Origin of the sequence: Actinoplanes sp. NPDC000266 (assembly GCF_042899005.1) — a bacterium.
In the GTDB taxonomy this organism is placed as follows: Bacteria; Actinomycetota; Actinomycetes; order Mycobacteriales; family Micromonosporaceae; genus Actinoplanes.
This window is the reverse complement of record NZ_JBIAZI010000004.1, coordinates 94,404-114,004: the sequence shown is the minus strand read 5'-3', so window position 1 is coordinate 114,004 and position 19,601 is coordinate 94,404. Positions and strand designations below refer to the sequence as shown.

Below are 19,601 nucleotides of genomic sequence, written 5' to 3'. Positions count from 1 at the left end.
ACCATACAGCCATATGGTTATGGAGGTGCCCCATGCTCGTCCATGTGCTCCTGGCCCTCACCCTCGCCGTCCCGGCCTATGTGGAGCAGCAGCAGAGGGAGCTCGACATCCCCGGGGTGGCATACGCGATCGTGACCCGCGACCGCGTGGTCGCGCAGCACACGTCCGGGGTGACCCCGCAGACCCCGTTCCTGATCGGCTCGGTGTCCAAACCGTTCACCGCCCTGACCGTCATGCAGCTCGTCGAGCAGGGCCGGGTCGCCCTCGACGACCCGGTGGGCCGCCACCTGCCGTGGTTCGCCTTCCCCCAGATCACCGTGCGCCAGTTGCTGAACCACACGAGCGGCCTGCCACGCTGGGCGTCCCGCACCGACCGTTTCGACAACAGTCCCGACGGCCTGGAGCGCTCGGTGCGCGACCTGGCTACGGCCCGCCTGGGCGAGCCCGAATACAGCGACGCCAACTACATGGTTCTGGGCGCGATGGTCGCGGAGGTGACGGGCCGCCCGTTCCGCGAGGTGTTGCAGAGCCAGGTCTTCGACCCGTTGGATATGCGCCACACCGTCGCGTCGTCGGCCGGCCACCGCTACTGGTTCGGCCATCCACGCCGCTTCGAGGCCCCCTACGACCTTTCAGGCTTGCCGTACGGCTACGTCACGGCCTCCTTGGAGGACATGACGCACTTCGCGATGGCCCACCTCAACGGCGGCCGCTACGGCCCGCGCAGCGTGCTCTCGGCCGCCACCATCACCCAGATGCAGACCGCCCAGACCGACGTCGGCTACGGCCTGGGTTGGCGAGACACCAAGCTGGACGGCACCCGGATCGTCTGGCACGCGGGCGCCGACCCAGGCTTCTGGGCCCACCTGGTCCTGGTGCCCAGCGCCGGCCTGGGCGTGATAGTCCTGGCCGACAGTTACAGCCCCGCCCTGGACGAGCGCCTGGCGTCAATAGCCTTCAACATCACCCGAATGGCCCTGGGCGGCACACCCGAGCCATCACCGACATGGGACCCCCTGATGCGAGGCAGCCTCTATTTGCTGGCCACGATGGCCGCGTTGCTGGCCCTGGCAATCATCGTCTCCGCCGTACGCCGTAACACCCACCGCCACCGCCGAGCCGCCGCCTTCGCATGGACCGCGGCGTGCGCCGTGGCGGCCACACTGGTCCTGGTGGTGTTCCCCGCTTCGATGGGTTACAGCTTGGCCCAGATCCGCTTGTGGACCCCCGATCTGTTCTGGTCCATCATCGCGGTGGCCGCCCTAGCCGCCATCCTGGCCACGCTCCGCATAGCAATCGCCGCCACTGCCCGTCCCGCCACTGCCCGTCCCGCAGCAGCCGGCACCTCACCTTCCCCCGACCGGTCACCGACCACATGACCAGGCAGGCGCGGCACCACATCAGCCCGTCGTCAGCTTCCATGGCGACCATCCGAGACGGCCCACATGCCTCCCCGGCCGCCGCACGCACGCCGCCACTGTCGCCCGCGCTCTCGCCCGCCCAGAGGGCACTGACCACGGCAGCATGAACCGGCCCGGACAACTCCCCGGTGGCAAAGTGCCGCGCCCGATCCTCCACACCCGCCCATCCGGGCAGTCGGCACCAGGAGAACCGCGGGTGTCGAAACGCCCTCGGCCGCAAGCGGGTCACCCTCGCCGAACGGGGCGCGAAAGGCAGTCTGGGCGGCGGTTCCGAAGGTGGGCCAGGGCGGCGGTTCCGAAGGTGGGCCAGGGCGGCGGTTCCGAAGGTGGGCCAGGGCGGCGGTTCCGAAGGTGGGCCAGGGCGGCATTTCCTGCGTGGGCCAAGGCCGCAGCTTCCGGGGTGGTTCAGCGCGGCGGCTCCAGCGCTGGCCGCACTCGCTGGCCTTCGGTGCGCGCGCACGCCCCTGCCGGCTGGGGTTGCGCGCACGCCCCTGCCGGCTGGTCAGTGGCGCGCACGCCCCTGCCGGCTGGTCAGTGGCGCGCATGCCCCTGCTGGCTGGTCTGTGGCGCGCATGCCCCCTGCCGACTGCTCATTGGGCGCTCGCGCCCTTGGGCATCGTGCCCATGGCCGTCGGACCCCGGGATTGTCGGACTAGCTCTGCATGGCGGCCGCATGTGGGTTCCGGCTATCGCTGCGCGGCGGCCGCGATTGTCGAGTTGCCACTGCACGACGGCCGCGACATCGAGCAGGTTGTGCGGCGGCCTACTCGGCTCCAGCTCACCAGGGCCACATCGCGAAGGGTGCGAGGGCCCGAAAGGTAAGGAACGGCGGTCCAGGACGGCCCGTCATCAGCCCACCGCGGATGTGGGCGCGGCCCTGGTGGTCCGCCCGCCGCCGTGGGCGGAGCACCAGGGCTTTTCAGCGCGCCGCCGGGCGAGCTGGTCTGGGGATATTCGGGGTGGGTGGGCGGCGGGTGGGGTGAGCGCGTCCTGGCGGCGTGGTGGCCGCCACCGCGACCGTCAGGACGCGCTCAGCTTGGGGGCGGGGGTTCGGCCCTCGGGGAAGATCTGGTCGTAGGCGATCAGCCAGCGGATCTGCTCGCGTGGGGGAACCTGGCAGCCGCGCAGGAAGGCCAGCAAAGTGTCGCGCCGCGGATGGCTGCGGGCGGCGATCAGATTGTGGGCCGTGGCTCGGGAGATGGGGGTTCCGGCCAGGCTGCTGCGGCGTACTACGGCGTCCACGGAGCATCTACGCTGTGTCATCAGAGCGCGGAGTCGCCGTCCCAGCTCTTGCGGGGTGGCGGCACCGGTCGGATCGGGCGGAACATTGGGCAGGGTTGCGACGCTCATGAAGGATTGCCTCCAACGGCTCCGGTCCTCGCGGCAACGAGGATCTTTCCGGGGTCGATGTAGATCCTGGTGGGGCCGACCAGGCGAAACAAGAACGCGCTTGCGCACAAAAGTGCGCCGTGCCCTACCTGAACGATGCGTGACCGACCCTCCCGCACCGGTCGTAGTCAGACTCCGGCGGCGACGCCGCACAGTCACGGATCATCGGTCGACGCGGTCAATTTCGCGACGGAAAGTTACCGCAGTCAAGACACGCTCAGTAATCATCCACGTAGATGATCTGGTAAAGGTCACCCAGTTCACGGCTGACCAATGCGTGCAATTGCCGCCCCTCGGCGATGAAGGCCATCCGCGCCTCCTCGGACGGCCACTCGAACTCCGGTCCCAGCTCGGCGCTGTACCGATCGCCCCACCGCTCCAGCCGCGCCTCGAGCCCGGCCGACAGCGGCAGGTCGCCGGGCGACAGCATGCCGTCGTCGGCCCACAGCGGGAACGCCCAGTGGTCGGCCATCAGCCGGATGCGCCGCGCCTTCACAAGGTCATCATGCCGCGATGAGGGCCTGCGATGGTGGTGGGGTGGACGAAGTGATCGCGGATGTGCTCGATGCTTTCGGCAGGCGGGATCGGGAGGCGCTGATCCGGCTTCTGCATCCCTACCTCCACTGGACCGAGGGCGGCTCGACCGTACGAGGGCGCACCAAGGTCCTGGCGCGGCTCGACGGTGACAAGCCGGAGCCGCCGATGGCCTACGAGCTGCGGGAGGGGCAGATCTACCGGTGGGTGTCGGCCCAGGGCGGGTAGAAGGCGCCTCGCGAAGGTCGAGTGCACGCGAAACTGCGTATAGACATCGATCACTGTACGGGTGAGAGTGGGACCCATGGCCAACTCGACGAGGCGTACGTTTCTGTCGGCGTCCGCGGCTGCCGTGGCGGCGCCGCTCGTGGCGGGTGAGGCGAAGGCCTCGCTGACGCCCGAGCTCAAGCAGATCCTCAAGGAGATCGACGCCCGGCGGATCGAGGCCGTCGTCCGGCGCCTGGTTTCCTTTGGTACGCGGCACACGCTGTCCACGCAGGACGATCTGTTGCGGGGTATCGGGGCCGCGCGGGACTGGATCTACGCGGAGTTGCGGCGCTATGCGGCGGGGACGCCGATGACCGTCGAGCTTCAGTCCTTCGTTCAGCCGGTGTCGCCCCGGGTGCCCGTGCCGACGCGGATCACCAACGTGATCGCCACGCTGCCGGGCTCGGTCACGCCGGAGCGGATCTACGTGGTGACCGGGCACTACGACTCGCGGGTCACCGACGTCATGAACGCGACCGCCGACGCGCCCGGGGCCGACGACGACGCCTCGGGCGTGGCCGTGATCATGGAGTTGGCGCGGGTCATGGCGAAGCGCCGGCCCGAGGCGACGATCGTGTTCGCGGCCGTGGCCGGGGAGGAGCAGGGTCTCTACGGCTCCGACCACATGGCCCAGGTCTACAAGGATCAGGGTGCGGACATCCAGGCCATGTTCAGCAACGACATCGTCGGCACCGGGGACGCCCACGACGGCACCTCGCCCCACCCCCGGCAGGTGCGGCTGTTCGTCGAAGGGGTGCCGACCGCCGAGACCGCGGCCGAGGCCAGGACCCGGCTGAGCGTCGGCGGCGAGAACGACGGCCCGTCGCGGCAACTGGGGAGGTTCGTCAAAGACCTCAGGACCGATCTGGATGTACGGGTGATCTGGCGCCGCGATCGATATCTGCGCGGCAGCGACCACATCTCGTTCCTGCTCCGGGGCTATCCGGCGGCCCGCTTCACGGAGCCGAGGGAGAACTTCGCCCACGAGCATCAGGACGTACGGGTCGAGGACGGCGTCCAGTACGGCGATCTGATCGAGTTCTGCGACTTCCGCTACATCGCCGGCGTGGCGAGGACGAACGCGGCCGTCCTCTGGTCGCTGGCGCAGGCACCGGGCACGCCGCGCGGCGTGGTCATCGACACGACCCAGCTCACCAACGCGACGACCCTGCGCTGGGAGGTCGGCGCCGAGCCCGACCTGGCCGGATACGAGATCGTCTGGCGCGAGACCACGGCCCCGGAGTGGCAGCACCGTCGCGACGTGGGCAAGGTGGGCACGATCACGATCGATCTCTCCAAGGACAACGTCTTCTTCGGCGTACGGGCGTACGACCGCGAAGGCAACCGCAGCCCGGTCGCGGCCCCGAAGCCGTCGCCCTGATTCTCAGCAAAATTATTGACAATCCGCATCGAGGGCACAGCCGCGCCCGGTGACCTAAGGGTCATGAAGCGCAGAACAGTAATGATCGGCATGGCCGCGACGGCCGTGGGCTCGGCGACCGCCTTCGCCGGGCCCGCGAGCGCCGCCGCCCGGAAGCTGGTCTTCGACCCGGCCGGCTACACGACGCTGACCACCACGATCGACGGCAAGTCGGTGACGTACCGGTTCTGGAAGAACATCGTCTATGTCGCGGCGCCGGTCGACGCCGCCTATCAGAGCCTGAACGTCAGCGTCCCGGTGAAGATCGACGGCAAGGCGGTGGACGCCACCGGCGCGCCGATCCTGCTCAGCAACTCCGTCGGCGGCTACATGCCGTCGTCGGTGGCGACCGCCACGGGCGTCGGCGGAGCGGCGATGGCCGTGACGAACGGCAACGCCATGCTGAACGCCGGCGGCGAGATGGTCAGCAACGCCAAGCTCGCCCTGGCCGCCGGCCACGTCGTGGTCGAGCCGGGAGCGCGCGGGCGCACGCTGGTCACATCGGCCGGGGTCTACTACGGGACGGCGCCGGCCGCGATCGTCGACCTCAAGGCGGCGGTCCGCTACGTGCGCGCCAACAAGGGCCGGATCCCGGGCGACGTCGACCGGATCGTCTCGTCCGGCACCAGCGCCGGCGGGGCCCTGTCCGCGCTGCTCGGGGCTTCGGGGGACAGCCCGCTCTACGACCCGTACCTGGCCGCGCTGGGCGCGGCCGACGCGAGCGACACCATCCACGCGGTGGCGGCCTACTGCCCGATCACCGATCTGGAGCACGCCGACATGGCGTACGAGTGGGTCTGGGGCACGAACAAGCTGAGCACCGGCAAGCTCGTCGATCAGGCCGCTTCGAAGAAGCTGGCGAGCGGCTTCACGACGTACACCGGGAAATGGGGTGTCTCGAACCCGGAGCAGCATCTGCTCGGGACTTATCTGCGGCCGGCCGCGACCAGATATCTCACGGCCTTGTCGGCCTCGGCCCGCGCCGCCTATCTGGCCAAGAATCCGTTCATCACGTGGAAGGGCGGCCAGGCGACCTTCACCTGGGCCGGCTGGCTGGCGCATGTGGGCGCCCGCAAGAAGACGCTTCCGGCGTTCGACGCGTTCGACCTCTCCACGGGCGAGAACAACCTTTTCGGTACGGGGACCACGAAAGCGCGCCACTTCACGACGTACGGCGGTCGGACCCTCGCGAGCGACATCCCGGCCAAGCTCGACCTGATGAACCCGATGTACTTCATCGGGGCGGGCCACGCGAGCCGCGCGAAGCACTGGTGGATCCGGGTCGGCACGAACGACAGCGACACCTCGCCCACGGTCGTCGCCAACCTCGCGGCCGGGCTGCGAACTCTCGGCGACGAGGTCAGCGCGCTCATGTACTGGGACGCCGGTCACGGGGCAAATGAGGACGCGTCCTCACTTATGGCGTGGATTGATCGGCTGAGATAAGACAGAACAGATCCGCAGGTGCGCGGTGGTGCGACGATGACTTTCATGACGTTGGAACACACCGTGCGCCTGCGGTTCGGGGACGCTTCCCGCACGGCCGCGACGCACACCAACCTGTCCGCCGTGCGGCTGGACGGGCCCGTGCTGTGGATCGCCGGCGACGAGACCGCGACCCTGGAACGGCTCACCGTCGACGACCCCGGCCAGCCCACCGAGTTCGGCGACGAGCGCAGCTTCCGGCTGGCCGACTTCGTCGACCTGCCCGGCGTCGACGCCGACGAGGAGGCCGACGTCGAGGGGCTGGCCCGCACCGGGCAGTTCCTGTGGGCGGTCGGCTCGCACAGCCTGCGCCGCAAGCAGATCAAGGAGCGGCACGAGGGCGCCCGGGCGCTCAAGCGGCTGGCCCGGGTCGAGGGCCAGGACAACCGCCAGATCCTGGTCCGGCTGCCGATCGCCGACGTCGACGGCCTGCCCACGCCGGTCCGCGAGATGACGATCGACGGCGTACGTCACCGGGCCGCGGCCCTGGGCAAACGCGACGCCCTGCGCACGCTGCTCCGCTCGGACGAACACCTCGGCCCGTTCCTCGGCATCCCCGGCAAGGACAACGGCCTCGACATCGAGGGCATCGCCGTCCGCGGCGGCCGCGTCTACCTCGGCCTGCGCGGCCCGGTGCTGCGCGGCTGGGCTTTCGTGCTGGAGCTGCGCCCGTACGTCGGCGAGGACGACCCCGACCGCCTGCGCCTGACCCCGTTCCCGGACGGCCGGCTCTATCGCAAACACGTGCTGGACCTCGACGGCCTGGGCGTCCGCGACCTCTGCCCGCACGGCGACGACCTGCTGATCCTGGCCGGCCCGACGATGGACCTGGACGGCCCGGTCCGCATCTACCGCTGGCACGGCGCCGCGGTGGCCGAGGAACCGGTCATCGTCCGCTCCGACCTGATCAGCCGCGAGCTGGAACTGACGTACGGCGAGGGCGACGACCACGCCGAGGGCCTGAGCCTGGTCGGCGACGACCGGGTCCTGGTCGTCTACGACAGCCCGGCCCCGGTCCGCCTGACCACCGACGGCGCCGTCGTCGCCGACGTGCTCAAGCTGCCCTGAGGCCCACACCACTTGTAACACCGCGTGGGATGCCCGGTGCGGCTGATCATGGCAAGGTGCTGGTCATGGTCGATCTATATGCGGGGCGTCACGTCGCCCCGGAGGACTGGGTGCCGGTTGACCGGCGCTGGCTGGGCCTCGACAAACGCAGTCTGTTGCCGGCGGTCGTGGTGGCGGTCATCGGCCTGCTGCTGGCCACGGTGTTGCCGTTGATCGACCGTGCGGTGCCTCTCGACGACCCGATCAAGGCGGGCGAGCGGCTCGACCTCGGTGGCGGCCTGGTCATCACGCCGCCGGTCGGCTGGGAGCTCGAGCAGGGCGTACGGCTGGGCGCGTCCACCACCGTGCCCACCTCGCCGCGGACCGCCAACGCGGCCGTGTCCAACGACGGTGTCACCGTCAACGTCGACATCGCCCCGTTCACCGGCGACCCGGCCGCGCTGCTCGACCAGTTGGACGAGAACCGCAGCCGCTCGTCGCTGCTGCCCGAGTTCTCGATCACCGGCGGTCGTTCCACGATCGCCGCCGGCAGCGGATTGACCGGGCTGGCCGAGACCTACACCAGTGCCTCGGCCGAGGGCGCGATCACCGCTTTCACCCTGCCCGCCGAAGGGCTGGGCCTGACCGTCAGCGCTCAGGCCCCGCTCGGTCAGATCGCCGCCTATCAGGACCAGATCGCCGCGATGACCCGCAGCCTGACCCGCGAGGAGACGAAGTGAGCACCGTCGCCGCCACCGACCTCGGCGCCGCCCGTACGGCCGCGATCGAGCAGTCCGGCTGGGGTGTGCCGTTCCGGCTCGTGCAATGGCGCAACGCGGCCTTCTGGGTCTTCCTGTGGGGCATGGTCGCCGGCGGATATCAGCTGCTGAAGTACTACGGGCCGGGTTTCGGCGCGTACACCGCCGGGCTCGGCAGCGGCGTCCTGCTGTTCGGCCTCTACACGGTGCCGTGGCTGCTGCTGCTCGGCTACCACAACCGGTACACCTCCCTGCCCGGCCGGCTGCTCACCGCCGGGTTCCTCTGGGGCGCCGTGGCGTCCACCTTCTGGATCGGGTTGCAGGCCAACACCGCGGTGCTCTCGCTCTACACCAAAGCGTTCGGCGCGGAATGGACCCGTGACTGGGCGGGCGGGCTGACCGCGCCCATCACCGAGGAACTGGCCAAGGCGACCGGGCTGATCCTGCTCATCGGGCTGGCGCCGCGCCTGGTCCGCAGCCCGTACGACGGGCTGATCATCGGCGCGTTCGTCGGGCTCGGCCTGCAGATCTCCGAGGACGTGCTGTACGCCTTCAACGCCACCGCGACCCAGTTCGGCGCCGACCAGCTCTCCGCGGCGTACGGCATCTTCGCCTCCCGCGCCGGCGCCGGCCTCTTCCAGCACGTGCTGTTCAGCGCCATCTTCTGCTCCGGTCTGATGTGGCTGATCGGCCGGGGCGAGAACCGGCACCGCGTCCGGGGGCTGCTGCTCATCCTCGGGGCCATGGTGCTGCACAGCGGCTGGGACAACGTGAGCGCCTACGGCAACGTCCTGGCCGGCCGGGCTGGTTTCGTCCTGGTGATCCTCGTGCTGATCGTGGCCGGGCTGTGGCTGCTGACCGTCACGTTCCGTCTCGCGGCGCCGCAGGAGCAAGCCTGGCTGATGGCCATCCTCGCCCCCGAGGTCGCCGGCGGCCTGCTCACCGAGGAGGAAGCGGCCGCCGCCGCCGGCGGATGGAAGACCCGCCGCCGCTACCGCAAGACCCACACCCGCGCCGAACGGCACGTGCTCAGCGCCGCCAACGACCTGGCCCAGGAGATCGCCCGAGCCGGCGGCACCGACAACGACCGCGTCGTCCACGCCCGGGCCGAGATCCAACGGCTGCGTACCGGTTAGCCACCGTGCGAGGCGACCGGCTATGCGGCCCGGAGTTGCGTGACCGGCCGGGGGCGGGTGGCCGACAGCGACGTGATCAGGGTGGTCGCCGTGGTCACGGTCAGGGCGATCGCGGCCACCGCCCCGATCTGGGTCCACGGCAGGTCGAGGGTGCCGGCGCCGGTTACGGCCTTCGTCGTCGAGAAGACGGCGACGAAAGTCGCGGCCGAGGCTACGCCGCCGAGGAGAAGAGCCGAGACCGTGACGGCGTACGCCTCCAGCAGCGCCGAACGCACCACCTGGCCCCGCGACATGCCGGTGACCCGGGCCTCCGCGAACTCGCGGCGGCGGGTGGCGGCGCCGATGACGATCGAGTTGACGACGCCGATCAGGGCGTAGAGGCCGCCCAGGCCCAGCACGATCAGCATGATCTTCTCGTTGGTGGAGTTGGCCGCCTCGGCGTCGGCCCGGAGCCGGTCGTCAAGGGTCGACACGGTCCCGAAGCTGGCCAGGCTCGCCCGGACGGCCGTGACGTCCGCATCTTTCGTCAGTGTGACGAACGATTGTGTAGGCGCGTCCTTCAGCTCGGCCGTGGAGAGCAGGCCGGGCGGGACGAGCAGGTTGGCGCCGCCGGTCATGGTGGCCGGCACGCCCGCGACGACCGGCAGGTCGCCGAGGTCGCGATCGGGCACCCGGAGGCGGACCGTGCCGCCGGCGCCCGGCACATCGCCGCCGGGACCGGCCGCGACCTCCCGGCCTTTGAGGTCCGTCAGCGACGTGCTGTCGTCGTGCGTTTTCGCGTACGCCCCGGGGTCGATCACCAGAAGGCTGATCGTCTCGGTCTCGCGGTCCTCACCCGATCCCGTGGTGACCTCGGCCGGAAGCCGCGTCTCGACCGACACCGAGGCGACGCCCCGGGCGCCGGCGAGCTGGGGTGGGCCGGTGGACTCCACGACCAGGTCGGCGTGGGTCTGTGCGGCCAGCTCGCGGATGCCGGACGTGGTGAAGGAGGCGCCGGCGCCCACGTTGCCGACCACCAGGGCGACCAGGACGATCAGCGGAGCCGCGACCGAGGCCGAGCGGCGGCGGGCGTCGCTCAGGTTGGCGCGGGCCAGGCCGCCGGGCCCCCGGAACGGGACCAGGCGGGCGATCAGCGGCACCAGCAGCGGGGCGAAGGCCACCACGGCCACGGCGGCCGGGATCGGGACGTTCATGGCCATGGCCATGCCGCCGCTGGGACCGCCGAACGGGGCCACGATCACCAGGGCGAGCGCGCCCCCGAAGAAGACCAGGCCGATCAGGGCCCGGCTCCACGTCATCACCCGGGCCGCCGCGCCCGTCTCGCGCAGCGCCTCCAACGGGCGCACCCGGGACGCTCGCCGGGCCGCCACCAGGACTCCGGCCACTGCCAGCAGGATGCCCGTGCCGAAGGAGACGCCGAGGATCCACTGACGCCACTCGCCCTCGAAGCTCGGCGGCACGAAGGTGAACTCGCGCATGAGCCAGCCCTGGAAGCGCATCACCGCGAGGCCGGCCGGAATGCCCAGCAGCGCGCCGAGCGCGCCCAGCGTCACCGCCTCGCCCAGCAGCAGGCGCCGCAGCTGGCCGCGGCTGCCGCCGACCAGGCGCAGCAGGGCCAGATCGCGGCGGCGCTGGTCGACGGTGAAGGCGAACGTCGAGCTGATGATGAAACCGGCCAGGAAGACCGCCCCGCCGAGCACCACGCCCAGCATCGACACCGCGGCCGTGGTCCCGTCGGCGAACTCCATCCGCTCGGCCGCGCTCGCCCCGGCCGGCGGGTCGAGCAGCGCCGCCGTGATGAGCAGCAGCAGCGACGACTGCACCAGCGCCACGCCCAGCGTGACCGAGAGGAGCGCCCCCACGAACAACGTCCAGCGCTCGGCCAGGCCGGCGCGACTCAGGCCCCTCATGTCAAGCCTCCCCGGCTCGGTGGAACGGCTATGCCCGGCATGTCAGCGCTCCCAGGCGGCGAGGCGGTCGGCGACGGCGCGCGTGCTCGCGCCGGTCAGCCGGTCGACGACGCGGCCGTCGCCCAGGAAGACGACGGAGTCGGCGCGGGCGGCCGCGCCGGGGTCGTGGGTGACCATCACGATGCTCTGGCCCGCGTCGGCCATGGCGCGCATCAGATCGAGCACCGTGCGGGCCGCCGTCGAGTCGAGCGCGCCCGTCGGCTCGTCCGCGAACAGCACCTCGGGCCGGGTCACCATCGCCCGGGCGATCGCCACCCGCTGCTGCTGACCGCCGGACAGCTCGCGCGGCTTGTGCCGGGCCCGGTCGGACAGACCGACCACGTCGAGCGTGGCGCGGACCTCCGCGCGTGACGGCTTGCGGCCGGCCAGGCGCAGCGGCAGGGCCACGTTCTGCTCGGCCGTCAGCGAGCCGATCAGGTTGAAACTCTGAAAGACAAAGCCGATTCGGGTACGCCTGAGCGCGGTCAACTGAGAATCCCCAGCCGCCGTGATGTCGGTGTCGCCGATCAGCACCCGCCCGCTGTCGACCCGTTCGAGGCCGGCCGCGCAGTGCAGCAGCGTGGACTTGCCGGAACCGGACGGACCCATCACGGCCGTCCAGCCGCCCCGGGGAAATTCGAGGGTCACATCGTCGACGGCCCGGACCGCCGCCGGGCCCCGGCCGTAGACCCGGCTGATGCCCTGAAGCGCGACGGCGGCCCCCGTCATCGTCATCGTCGTCATGACGTCGACGCTATTTTTCGCGGCCCCGGAAAGCGCTCCCGCCGTCCCCCGTCTTCGTGGTGGTGCTAACTCCCCGGTCGCCAGCCCAAAGCGGGGCCGAGCTCGGTGGCGATGTCGGTGAGGATCTGGACGTAGTCGTCGTGCTCGAAGCTGAACGGCAGGGCGAACGCCACCTCGTCGATCTCGCGGTAGGCGGCGTGGGCGTGCAGCTGCTCGGCGATCTCGTCCGACGAACCGATGTAGTCGCGGGAGAACAGCATGCGGGCCGGGCCCTGCGGCTCCCGCGTGCGGGGGGTGCGCTTCTCGACGTACGCCGAATATCTGTCCTTCTGCTCCTGAGACGCCGAATCGGTGGGGATGACCACGAGGCCCTGGGAGACGCGGCCGGCCGGGTTGGCGGCGCGGAAGGCGCGGATCTGGCTGAGCTGGATGCCGGCGAAGTCGGTGCCGTCCTCGGCCTTGACCACGCTGCTGGTCAGGAAGTTCATCCGGTGCTCGCCGGCCCATTGCGCCGAACGGAGGCTGGCGCCGCCGTACCACATCCGCTCGCGCAGACCGGCCGCATGAGGCTCGACGCGGGGTGAGAAGACCTCGAAGCCCTGCGTGCCCTCGAAGTCGGTGGCCGGCTTGCCCGCGACGAAGTCGAGCAGGCGCTCGACCCGGCCGTAGCCGAAGTCCTCGTCGTGGTCGGGGTAGAGCGCCGGCTTGACCTTGTCGTAGTTCATCGGCGGGCCGACGCTGACGCCCGGGTTGAGCCGGCCGCCGGAGAGGACGTCGACGGTCGCGAGGTCCTCGGCCAGGCGCAGCGGATTTTCCCACCCGAGGGGGATGACCGCGGTGCCGAGCTCGATCCGGCTGGTGCGCTGACTGGCGGCCGCCAGCACCGCGACGGGCGACGAGATGCCGTACTGCAAATGGCGATGCCGGACCCAGGCGCTGTCGAAACCGAGGTCCTCGCCCCGCTTGATGATCTCGAGGGTCGTCTCGTGCCCGGCCCGGGGATCGGCCCCGTCGAACAGCCCGATCGTCAGAAAACCCAGCCTGCGCAGTGTTCCATCCGCCATGGATCTACCCTGTCACGAATGACGGCCCTCGAGGACGTGACGTTCCCTTCACCTTCCTCTCCTACCGATGAAGTCGGCCTTTTCCTGACCTGGCTCGACTTCCTGCGCGGCGCGGTCCTGCGCAAGGTGCTCGGCGTCACCGGCGAGCAGGCCCGGTGGCGGCCGGACGGGAAGCTGCTGCCCCTGGTCGGCGTGGTCAATCACCTGACCAACGTCGAGCGCCGCTGGATCGACGGCGTCATGCTCGGCGGTTCGACATTCAAAGACGCTTCGGAGTACGAGGCCCCGGCGCTTCCCATCGAGGAGGCGGTGTCCGCCTATCGGGAAAGGGCGGTCGCGACCGCGTCCGCGGTTCGTGCCCTGGGGCTGGACGCGCGGTCCGTGGACGGCGGGTACGACCTGCGCTTCGTGCTGCTGCATCTGATCAACGAGACGGCCCGGCACGCGGGACACGCGGACGCCGTGCGGGAACTGCTGGACGGGACGGTGGGGGAATGACGGCTCTGGTGACCGGCGCCTCGCGAGGGCTGGGCGCGCACATCGCCCGGCGGCTCGCGGCGGACGAGCCGGTGGTGGTCAATTACGCGGCTTCCTCCGCGGCGGCCGAGGCCGTTGTCGCGGACATCGTCGCGGCGGGTGGGCGGGCCCGGGCGTACCGGGCGGATGTGACCTCCGAAGTCGAGGTGCGGCGCATGGTCGAGGAGGTCGGGCCGGTGCGGGTGGTCGTGGCCAACGCGACCGGGCCGCAGCCGCTCATCCCGGCCGAGGAGACCACCTGGGAGGACCATCTGCGGCAGCTCGAGTTCTTCGTGAAGAGCCCGACCCTGCTCATGCAGGCCGCGCTGCCCGGCATGAAGGAGCTCGGCGGCGGGCGCTTCATCATGATCGGGTCGGACTCGTTCGAGCGGGCCTTCCCGCTGGCCTCGGCCTACAACGCCGCCAAGGGCGCGCAGATCGGGCTCGCCCGCACGTGGGCCCGGGAACTGGGGCGGTACGGGGTGACGGTGAACGTCGTCGCGCCCGGCTGGATCCCGGTCGAGCGGCACGGCGACGCCGACACCGCCGGCTATGTGGCCGAGGTGCCGCTGGGCCGCATCGGCACCCCGGACGACATCGCCGGCGTGGTGGCGTTCGTGGCCTCGGACGCGGCCCGCTTCGTCACCGGCGAGCGGATCACGGTCAACGGCGGGCACACCATCGACTGACGGCTTAGTCTGCGGACATGTTGATCACTGTGGTGGCCGACTACGGCCTGGGGGATCTCGCCTTCGCCGAGGTGCGGCAGCGCTTCGCCAAGCTGCTGCCGCACGCCGAGGTGGACGCGGTTCCGGTGCCGCCGTTCGACACGGTGAGCGCCGGCTTCTGCGTGGCCCAGCTCGCCTTCGGTGACGGGCCGGCCGACCGGATCGTCTACGCCAACGTGGCCCCGCGCGAGGACCGGGACGAGGCGCGCGACGACAACGCGGGCGAGCCGCTGGCCGCCGCCCAGCTCGACTCCGGCGTACTGGTGGTCGGGGTCGCCTCCGGGGTGTCGCTGTCGTTCCTGGCCGCCGAGGGTGTGCCGGTGCGCGCGGTGAAGGTGGCCGACGCCGGTTCGCAGTTCCGCTCCCGTGACGTCTTCCCGGCCGCGGTGGCCGCCCTGGCCCGCGGCGAGGACCTGCTCGGTGAGGAGCTGGACCTTCCGGACCCGCCGGCCGGCGCGGTCGTCTACACCGACGGCTACGGCAACCTGAAAACTTCGTGCTTCTCCGCTCCGGCGGCGGTGGGCACAGCCGTACAACTGAAAATCGGTGACGTGACCGCCGAGGCCGTCGTCAGCGACGGGGTTTTCGCCGTGCCCTCGGGCACGATGTCGTTCGCGCCGGGCAGCTCCGGCTGGGGACGGCCGTTCTACGAGATCCTGTCGCGCGGCGGCAGCGCGGCCGAGATCTTCCACCGGCCGAGATCGGGAACGCCCGTCCAGATCGTCTGACCGCCGATTGCATTACAGTCCGGCGAGTGGGGGATGCGCTGGTAGGGCGGGACGACGTGGTCGCCACGGTGCGGGCGCTGCTGGACGGCGCCGCCGCCGGGACGGGCGGAGCGCTGGTGCTGCACGGGCCGGCCGGCATCGGCAAGACCGCGATCCTCGACTGGGCCGCGCAAACCCCGGATTTCCTGGTCCTGCGTGGTTCGGCGGCGCAGGAGGAGTACGTCCTGTCGTTCGCCCTGATCGCGCAGGTGCTCCGGCCGCTCGCGGCGACCCCGGTGATGGAGCGCGTGCTGTCCGGCGCCGAGGAGCCGTTCACCGTGGGCCGCGACGTGCTTGAACTGGTCACGACCGTGGCCGAGCAACGGCCGGTGCTGATCATCGCGGACGACCTGCACTGGGCCGACACGGCCAGCGCCGGGGTGCTGGCGTTCCTGGGGCGCCGGCTCGGCGCCGACCGGGTCGCGCTGCTCTGCGCCTATCGCGACGACGAGTCGGCCGGCGGCGCCCTCGGCCTGCCCGAGCTGCTCCTCGGGCCGCTGGCCGACGAGGCGGCCGACCTGGTGGTCCGGCGGCACGCGCCGGCCCTGCCGCTGGCCGCCCGCCGCCGGGTGCTGGCCGAGGCCGAGGGGAACCCGCTCGCCCTGGCCGAGTTCGCCGTCGCCGCGCGGTCGCCGGAGGCCCTGGCCCGCGGTTCGCTGGCGCTGACCGAGCGGCTGGAGAAGGCGTTCGCCGACCGGGCGGCCGGCCTGCCGGAGAACGTGCGGATCGCCCTGACCGTGGCCGCCCTCGGCGAGGGCGGGCTCGACGAGGTGGTGGCGGCCACCGGCCTGGTCACCGGCGCCCTGTTCACCTCGGACGACCTGGAACCGGCGGTCGGCGGCCGGATGATCGACCGGCCGGCGCTGCTCGGCGCCGTGCGGTTCCGGCATCCGCTGATGCGCTCGGCGATGCGGCACGCCATCAACGAGGGCGTGCGCCGGGCCTGCCACCGGGCGCTGGCCGAGGTGAACCGCGACGACCCGCACCGGCGGGCCTGGCACCGCGCGGCGGCCGCCGACCGGCCGGACGAGGACATCGCGGCCGAGCTCGAGACCGCGGGCAAGGCCCTCTCGGCCGCGGCCGACCCCGCCGCCGCGCACCGGATGTACCTGCGGGCGGCCGAGCTGACCCCCGGCCATGACGACAAACAGCGGCGCCTGGCCGCCGCGTTGTTCGCGGCGTTCGACATGGGCGACCACCGCGAGGTGGTACGACTGTGCGAGATCGTCGACAAGCGGCCGCTCGACCTGCCGTCGCGGCTGGCGATCGCCCTCCAGGAGGAGGCGCTGGTCGACCGCCGCTGGTCGGGCAGCCTGATGCTGGGCCTGGCCGGCGAGGCCGGCCTGATGCCGCCCGGCGCCGACCTCGACCAGGTCGTGCGGGCGCTGCGGGTGCTGGTCATCCGGCTGTACTGGGGCGTCGGCGAGGACGACCGGATCCGCACGACGATGCTCGAGGTCCTCGACCGTCTGCCGTCCGGCCCCGACTCGACCGGCCGGATCATCGGCGAGTGCATGCTGGCACCGGTCGAACGGGCCGCGTCCGTGCTCCGCCAGGTGCGGGAGGCGCAGATCGCTCCCACCCTGCTGCCGTCGGAGCTGTGGGAGCTGGGCCTGGCCGCGCAGGTGTGCGGCGACATGGCGCTGGCCGGCAGGTTGCTGACCCGGGCCGTGTCCGGCATGCGCAAGGGTTCGTCCATCGTGGAGTTCGTGAACGCCCTGTCCAGCCTCTGCCTCCAGTCGATCCTGGAGGGCGACGTCCGCCAGGCGTCGGTGCTGGCCGACGAGATCACCGGGCTGGTGCCGGAGGCGGGCCTGCCGCTGTACGACCCGACGGCCCGGGCCATGGGCGCGGCGGCGGCCGGCCTGCGCGGCGACGCCGACACGGCCGAACGCCTGGCCTCGGAGGCGGAGCAGGTGCTGGTGCCGTTCGGGGCGATTCCGGTGCTGGCCCTGGTCCGCATGTGCCGCGGGCTCACCGCGCTCGGGCAGAACCGCCCCGACGAGGCGTACGAGGAACTCGTCACGGTCTTCACGCCGACCGCGAGCGGATATCACCACGCGTTCCGCCTGCTGCTGGTCCAGCCGCTGGCCGAGGCGGCGATCCTGGCCGGCCGCCGCGACGAGCTGGCCGGGCAGGTGGTCACGCTGACCCCGATCGCCGAGCGGACGGGCTCGCCGATCCTGCGCATAGGCCTGAACTACGCGCGGGCGGCCCTGGCCGACGACGACGCCCTGTTCCGCCACGCGATGATCGACCCGGACCTGACAGTGCTGGACCGGGCCCATCTGGAGCTGGCCTTCGGCCGGTCGATGCGCCTGCGCCGAAGGGCGGTGGAGAGCCGGTCGTTCCTGCGGAGCGCCCAGCACACGTACGAGGCCCTGGGCATGGCCCCGTGGGCCGAGAACGCCAGATCCCAGCTGAGGGCGGCCGGCGAGCGCGTGGAGACACCGAAGTCGGAGGCGGCCGACCTGCTGACCCCACAGGAGCTGCACATCGCGGCGCTGGCGGCCCGGGGCCTGACAAATAGAGAGATCGCCCAGCGGTTGTACGTCTCGCACCGCACGATAGGCGCCCACCTCTACCACATCTATCCCAAGCTGGGCGTGACGTCCCGCAACGAGTTGGCGTCCGCGCTGGGCCCTTTGACCGGAGAGTTGGCGGCATAGAGATGAGCGGCCGTTCCTTCATGACGGCGACCCGCATGCCGATGCCGGAGTCGAGCTACGAGACGTGGCTCGACACCCCACTGCCGCCCCTGGACATCATCGAGAACCGGGCCGCCTTCGACACGGACTGGGAGTTGACCGCGATAGCCGGCTCGCCGGCGGCGGTCGCGCATTACCGGGCGGCCCGGACGTCCACGCCCCGCAGGTTGCTGGAGGCGCGCAAAGGTCTCGGCATCGTCCGGTACAGGGACGGCGCCGCGGAGATCTACCTGTACGACTATCACCACGACACCTACGGAACGCAGACCGACCTGCTGATGCTGGCCGGCGCCGGCCGCTTCCTGGCCGGGGACACCGCCGTCCTCCATTGGGGTGGCGACGTCCATCCGGGTTTGCCGCTGAACGGCCAGTCACCGCTGGCGCTGCTGCTGACCGGTCCCGGCGGCGCCCGGTTCACCACCCGCTATCCGATCAACGACCTGATCGACGTCCTGACCCCGCTCGAGACCGACTTCCTGGCCGCCGCCGAACAGGCCGGATGATCTGTGCCGCCGGCAGTCTCACCCGGAAGGGTCACGAGCGGATGCGGGCACGGAATGCACGTGCATATGCAATCTGGCAGAATTGATGTGCGGCGGGCGAGCAGCTTAATGTCGAACGGGAATGTCGCCGTCTGCCTTATCGCATTCCGCCATGTTGCAAGATTGTTTGCGCGTGCGCAAACGTGAGTGAGTCGGCGAAGGTCTTGTTTCCTCAGACATAATGTCTATAGGGGAACGGACTGGGGGCTCAGATGGCGGCTCGAGAACTCCAGGCGGAGGGCGCGCCTGTACGAAGATCGATAAACATTCTCGCTTACGCGCTGGTGCTGCTGGTCGCCGCCGGTGTGGCGGCGGGGGTGATCGCATCACCCGCGGTCATGCGGATGATCTATGTGGAAGATCGGGACTATTCCGCGGTCGCGGACGTCGGCCAGGCGTACGGAGGGGCGGCCGCCGTCATCTCCTGCATCGCCTTGTTCGTCGTCGTGGCGTCGGTGGCCATGCAATTCGTGCAACTCAAGGGAATGCGCCGGGACGCGTTCATGCAGTTCAACGAGGACCTGGTGCGCCTGGCCATGGAAAATCCCAAGTACCGGCAATGCTGGGGCGCCCGCATGTCCCCCGACGGTGTCGACGAGGACCTGTTCTACTACTGCGGCAAGGTGATCAAGTCCTGGTCCTGGGCGTACGAGATCAAGAAGATCGACGAGACGCGGGCCCGTGAATACCTCGAGAAGTTCTTCGAGAGCGAGGTGCCGCGGCTCTACTGGCAGCATCACGGGGACTGGCACCGCCGGGGCGGATCGCGGGAGGGGTTCCCGGCGTTCGTGAACGACGAGTACTTCCGGGCGCTCGCCTCGGGGCCGCCCAAGCGGAAGATCGAGTCCTTCGCCGCGCCGTCAGCGTGAGAGCCGCAGCTCGCCGTTCTTCAGGGCGTCCATGAAGTTCCGCCATTCGTCCGCGTCGAACGTCAGGACGGTGTCCGGCTTTTTCGAATTGCGAAGGGCGACCCGCTCGCCCGAATCGGCCACCGACAGTTCGACACAATGCGCTTCGCCGACACAGCGACTGCTGCGAAGCCATGCGGCGGTGTGATGGGCGGTGTCGCGGGTCAACCTGAGCTCCTCGGCGGTATTTGATGATCACGTTACCCGCCAAGATCCTC

At 70.8% G+C, this 19,601-nt stretch carries 19 protein-coding genes; 13 read left to right on the top strand and 6 right to left on the bottom strand.

From position 1 onward, the window contains the following. Positions 1 to 32: 32 nt before the first annotated feature. Entirely contained in the window at positions 33 to 1,379 is a 1,347-nt protein-coding gene (locus ACFY36_RS16970; RefSeq protein WP_499746914.1) for a serine hydrolase domain-containing protein, read from the top strand. Between the two features lie 1,062 nt (positions 1,380 to 2,441). On the opposite strand, the gene ACFY36_RS16965 is transcribed toward ACFY36_RS16970, so the two are convergent. Beyond that, positions 2,442 to 2,771, bottom strand: a complete 330-nt coding sequence (locus tag ACFY36_RS16965; RefSeq protein WP_499746913.1) for a helix-turn-helix domain-containing protein — start codon at positions 2,769 to 2,771, stop codon at positions 2,442 to 2,444. 256 nt (positions 2,772 to 3,027) lie between these two features. Beyond that, positions 3,028 to 3,306, bottom strand: a complete 279-nt coding sequence (locus tag ACFY36_RS16960; RefSeq protein ID WP_499746912.1) for an immunity protein CdiI family protein — start codon at positions 3,304 to 3,306, stop codon at positions 3,028 to 3,030. Positions 3,307 to 3,347: 41 nt separating this feature from the next. Between ACFY36_RS16960 and ACFY36_RS16955 the strand changes: the two genes are divergently transcribed. The 6 genes from ACFY36_RS16955 (at position 3,348) to ACFY36_RS16930 (ending at position 9,457) form a co-directional block, all read left to right on the top strand. Next, positions 3,348 to 3,572 carry a nuclear transport factor 2 family protein gene (locus tag ACFY36_RS16955; RefSeq protein ID WP_499746911.1) on the top strand — a complete coding sequence of 75 codons (225 nt, stop codon included), beginning with the start codon at positions 3,348 to 3,350 and terminating at the stop codon, positions 3,570 to 3,572. A gap of 76 nt (positions 3,573 to 3,648) precedes the next feature. Further along, positions 3,649 to 4,992, top strand: a complete 1,344-nt coding sequence (locus ACFY36_RS16950; RefSeq protein ID WP_499746910.1) for a M20/M25/M40 family metallo-hydrolase — start codon at positions 3,649 to 3,651, stop codon at positions 4,990 to 4,992. 63 nt (positions 4,993 to 5,055) lie between these two features. Continuing rightward, positions 5,056 to 6,477: a subtype B tannase gene (locus ACFY36_RS16945; protein ID WP_499746909.1), complete on the top strand. Its 1,422-nt coding sequence runs from the start codon at positions 5,056 to 5,058 to the stop codon at positions 6,475 to 6,477. 45 nt (positions 6,478 to 6,522) lie between these two features. Next, positions 6,523 to 7,584: a DUF3616 domain-containing protein gene (locus tag ACFY36_RS16940; RefSeq protein WP_499746908.1), complete on the top strand. Its 1,062-nt coding sequence runs from the start codon at positions 6,523 to 6,525 to the stop codon at positions 7,582 to 7,584. Between the two features lie 65 nt (positions 7,585 to 7,649). After that, complete coding sequence (locus ACFY36_RS16935; protein WP_499746907.1) at positions 7,650 to 8,303, top strand: hypothetical protein; 654 nt, start codon at positions 7,650 to 7,652, stop codon at positions 8,301 to 8,303. Continuing rightward, entirely contained in the window at positions 8,300 to 9,457 is a 1,158-nt protein-coding gene (locus ACFY36_RS16930; protein ID WP_499746906.1) for a PrsW family intramembrane metalloprotease, read from the top strand. Before ACFY36_RS16935 ends, ACFY36_RS16930 begins: the two co-directional genes overlap by 4 nt. 20 nt (positions 9,458 to 9,477) lie before the next feature. On the opposite strand, the gene ACFY36_RS16925 is transcribed toward ACFY36_RS16930, so the two are convergent. From ACFY36_RS16925 to ACFY36_RS16915, 3 genes are all read right to left on the bottom strand, one after another. Further along, positions 9,478 to 11,367, bottom strand: coding sequence for an FtsX-like permease family protein (locus ACFY36_RS16925; RefSeq protein WP_499746905.1), 1,890 nt, complete (start codon positions 11,365 to 11,367; stop codon positions 9,478 to 9,480). Between the two features lie 42 nt (positions 11,368 to 11,409). Then, a complete protein-coding gene (locus ACFY36_RS16920; RefSeq protein ID WP_499747545.1) occupies positions 11,410 to 12,141 on the bottom strand; it encodes an ABC transporter ATP-binding protein in 732 nt (243 codons plus the stop codon). Positions 12,142 to 12,215: 74 nt separating this feature from the next. Next, positions 12,216 to 13,214: an LLM class flavin-dependent oxidoreductase gene (locus ACFY36_RS16915; RefSeq protein WP_499746904.1), complete on the bottom strand. Its 999-nt coding sequence runs from the start codon at positions 13,212 to 13,214 to the stop codon at positions 12,216 to 12,218. Positions 13,215 to 13,232: 18 nt separating this feature from the next. Between ACFY36_RS16915 and ACFY36_RS16910 the strand changes: the two genes are divergently transcribed. The 6 genes from ACFY36_RS16910 to ACFY36_RS16885 all read left to right on the top strand — a co-directional run bounded on the left by ACFY36_RS16910 (position 13,233) and on the right by ACFY36_RS16885 (position 19,344). Continuing rightward, complete coding sequence (locus ACFY36_RS16910; RefSeq protein WP_499746903.1) at positions 13,233 to 13,712, top strand: mycothiol transferase; 480 nt, start codon at positions 13,233 to 13,235, stop codon at positions 13,710 to 13,712. Beyond that, entirely contained in the window at positions 13,709 to 14,419 is a 711-nt protein-coding gene (locus ACFY36_RS16905; protein WP_499746902.1) for an SDR family oxidoreductase, read from the top strand. Before ACFY36_RS16910 ends, ACFY36_RS16905 begins: the two co-directional genes overlap by 4 nt. Before the next feature lie 17 nt (positions 14,420 to 14,436). Then, positions 14,437 to 15,186 carry an SAM hydrolase/SAM-dependent halogenase family protein gene (locus ACFY36_RS16900; protein WP_499746901.1) on the top strand — a complete coding sequence of 250 codons (750 nt, stop codon included), beginning with the start codon at positions 14,437 to 14,439 and terminating at the stop codon, positions 15,184 to 15,186. 26 nt (positions 15,187 to 15,212) lie between these two features. Then, complete coding sequence (locus ACFY36_RS16895; protein ID WP_499746900.1) at positions 15,213 to 17,894, top strand: helix-turn-helix transcriptional regulator; 2,682 nt, start codon at positions 15,213 to 15,215, stop codon at positions 17,892 to 17,894. A gap of 2 nt (positions 17,895 to 17,896) precedes the next feature. Further along, complete coding sequence (locus tag ACFY36_RS16890; protein ID WP_499746899.1) at positions 17,897 to 18,436, top strand: hypothetical protein; 540 nt, start codon at positions 17,897 to 17,899, stop codon at positions 18,434 to 18,436. A 251-nt stretch (positions 18,437 to 18,687) separates the two neighbouring features. After that, positions 18,688 to 19,344, top strand: coding sequence for a DUF6082 family protein (locus ACFY36_RS16885; RefSeq protein ID WP_499746898.1), 657 nt, complete (start codon positions 18,688 to 18,690; stop codon positions 19,342 to 19,344). Here ACFY36_RS16885 and ACFY36_RS16880 read toward each other — a convergent pair. After that, a complete protein-coding gene (locus tag ACFY36_RS16880) occupies positions 19,336 to 19,551 on the bottom strand; it encodes a DUF397 domain-containing protein (protein WP_499746897.1) in 216 nt (71 codons plus the stop codon). The two genes, ACFY36_RS16885 and ACFY36_RS16880, sit on opposite strands and share 9 nt — an antisense overlap. Between the last annotated feature and the right edge of the window lie 50 nt (positions 19,552 to 19,601).

Coding starts and splice junctions, on each gene's coding strand:
- ACFY36_RS16900 (WP_499746901.1), top strand. CDS start 14,437: ATGTTGATCACTGTGGTGGCCGACTACGGCCTGGGGGATCTCGCCTTC.
- ACFY36_RS16970 (WP_499746914.1), top strand. CDS start 33: ATGCTCGTCCATGTGCTCCTGGCCCTCACCCTCGCCGTCCCGGCCTAT.
- ACFY36_RS16935 (WP_499746907.1), top strand. CDS start 7,650: ATGGTCGATCTATATGCGGGGCGTCACGTCGCCCCGGAGGACTGGGTG.
- ACFY36_RS16940 (WP_499746908.1), top strand. CDS start 6,523: ATGACGTTGGAACACACCGTGCGCCTGCGGTTCGGGGACGCTTCCCGC.
- ACFY36_RS16905 (WP_499746902.1), top strand. CDS start 13,709: ATGACGGCTCTGGTGACCGGCGCCTCGCGAGGGCTGGGCGCGCACATC.
- ACFY36_RS16915 (WP_499746904.1), bottom strand. CDS start 13,214: ATGGCGGATGGAACACTGCGCAGGCTGGGTTTTCTGACGATCGGGCTG.
- ACFY36_RS16890 (WP_499746899.1), top strand. CDS start 17,897: ATGAGCGGCCGTTCCTTCATGACGGCGACCCGCATGCCGATGCCGGAG.
- ACFY36_RS16945 (WP_499746909.1), top strand. CDS start 5,056: ATGAAGCGCAGAACAGTAATGATCGGCATGGCCGCGACGGCCGTGGGC.
- ACFY36_RS16910 (WP_499746903.1), top strand. CDS start 13,233: ATGACGGCCCTCGAGGACGTGACGTTCCCTTCACCTTCCTCTCCTACC.
- ACFY36_RS16885 (WP_499746898.1), top strand. CDS start 18,688: ATGGCGGCTCGAGAACTCCAGGCGGAGGGCGCGCCTGTACGAAGATCG.
- ACFY36_RS16925 (WP_499746905.1), bottom strand. CDS start 11,367: ATGAGGGGCCTGAGTCGCGCCGGCCTGGCCGAGCGCTGGACGTTGTTC.
- ACFY36_RS16920 (WP_499747545.1), bottom strand. CDS start 12,141: ATGACGATGACGGGGGCCGCCGTCGCGCTTCAGGGCATCAGCCGGGTC.
- ACFY36_RS16950 (WP_499746910.1), top strand. CDS start 3,649: ATGGCCAACTCGACGAGGCGTACGTTTCTGTCGGCGTCCGCGGCTGCC.
- ACFY36_RS16965 (WP_499746913.1), bottom strand. CDS start 2,771: ATGAGCGTCGCAACCCTGCCCAATGTTCCGCCCGATCCGACCGGTGCC.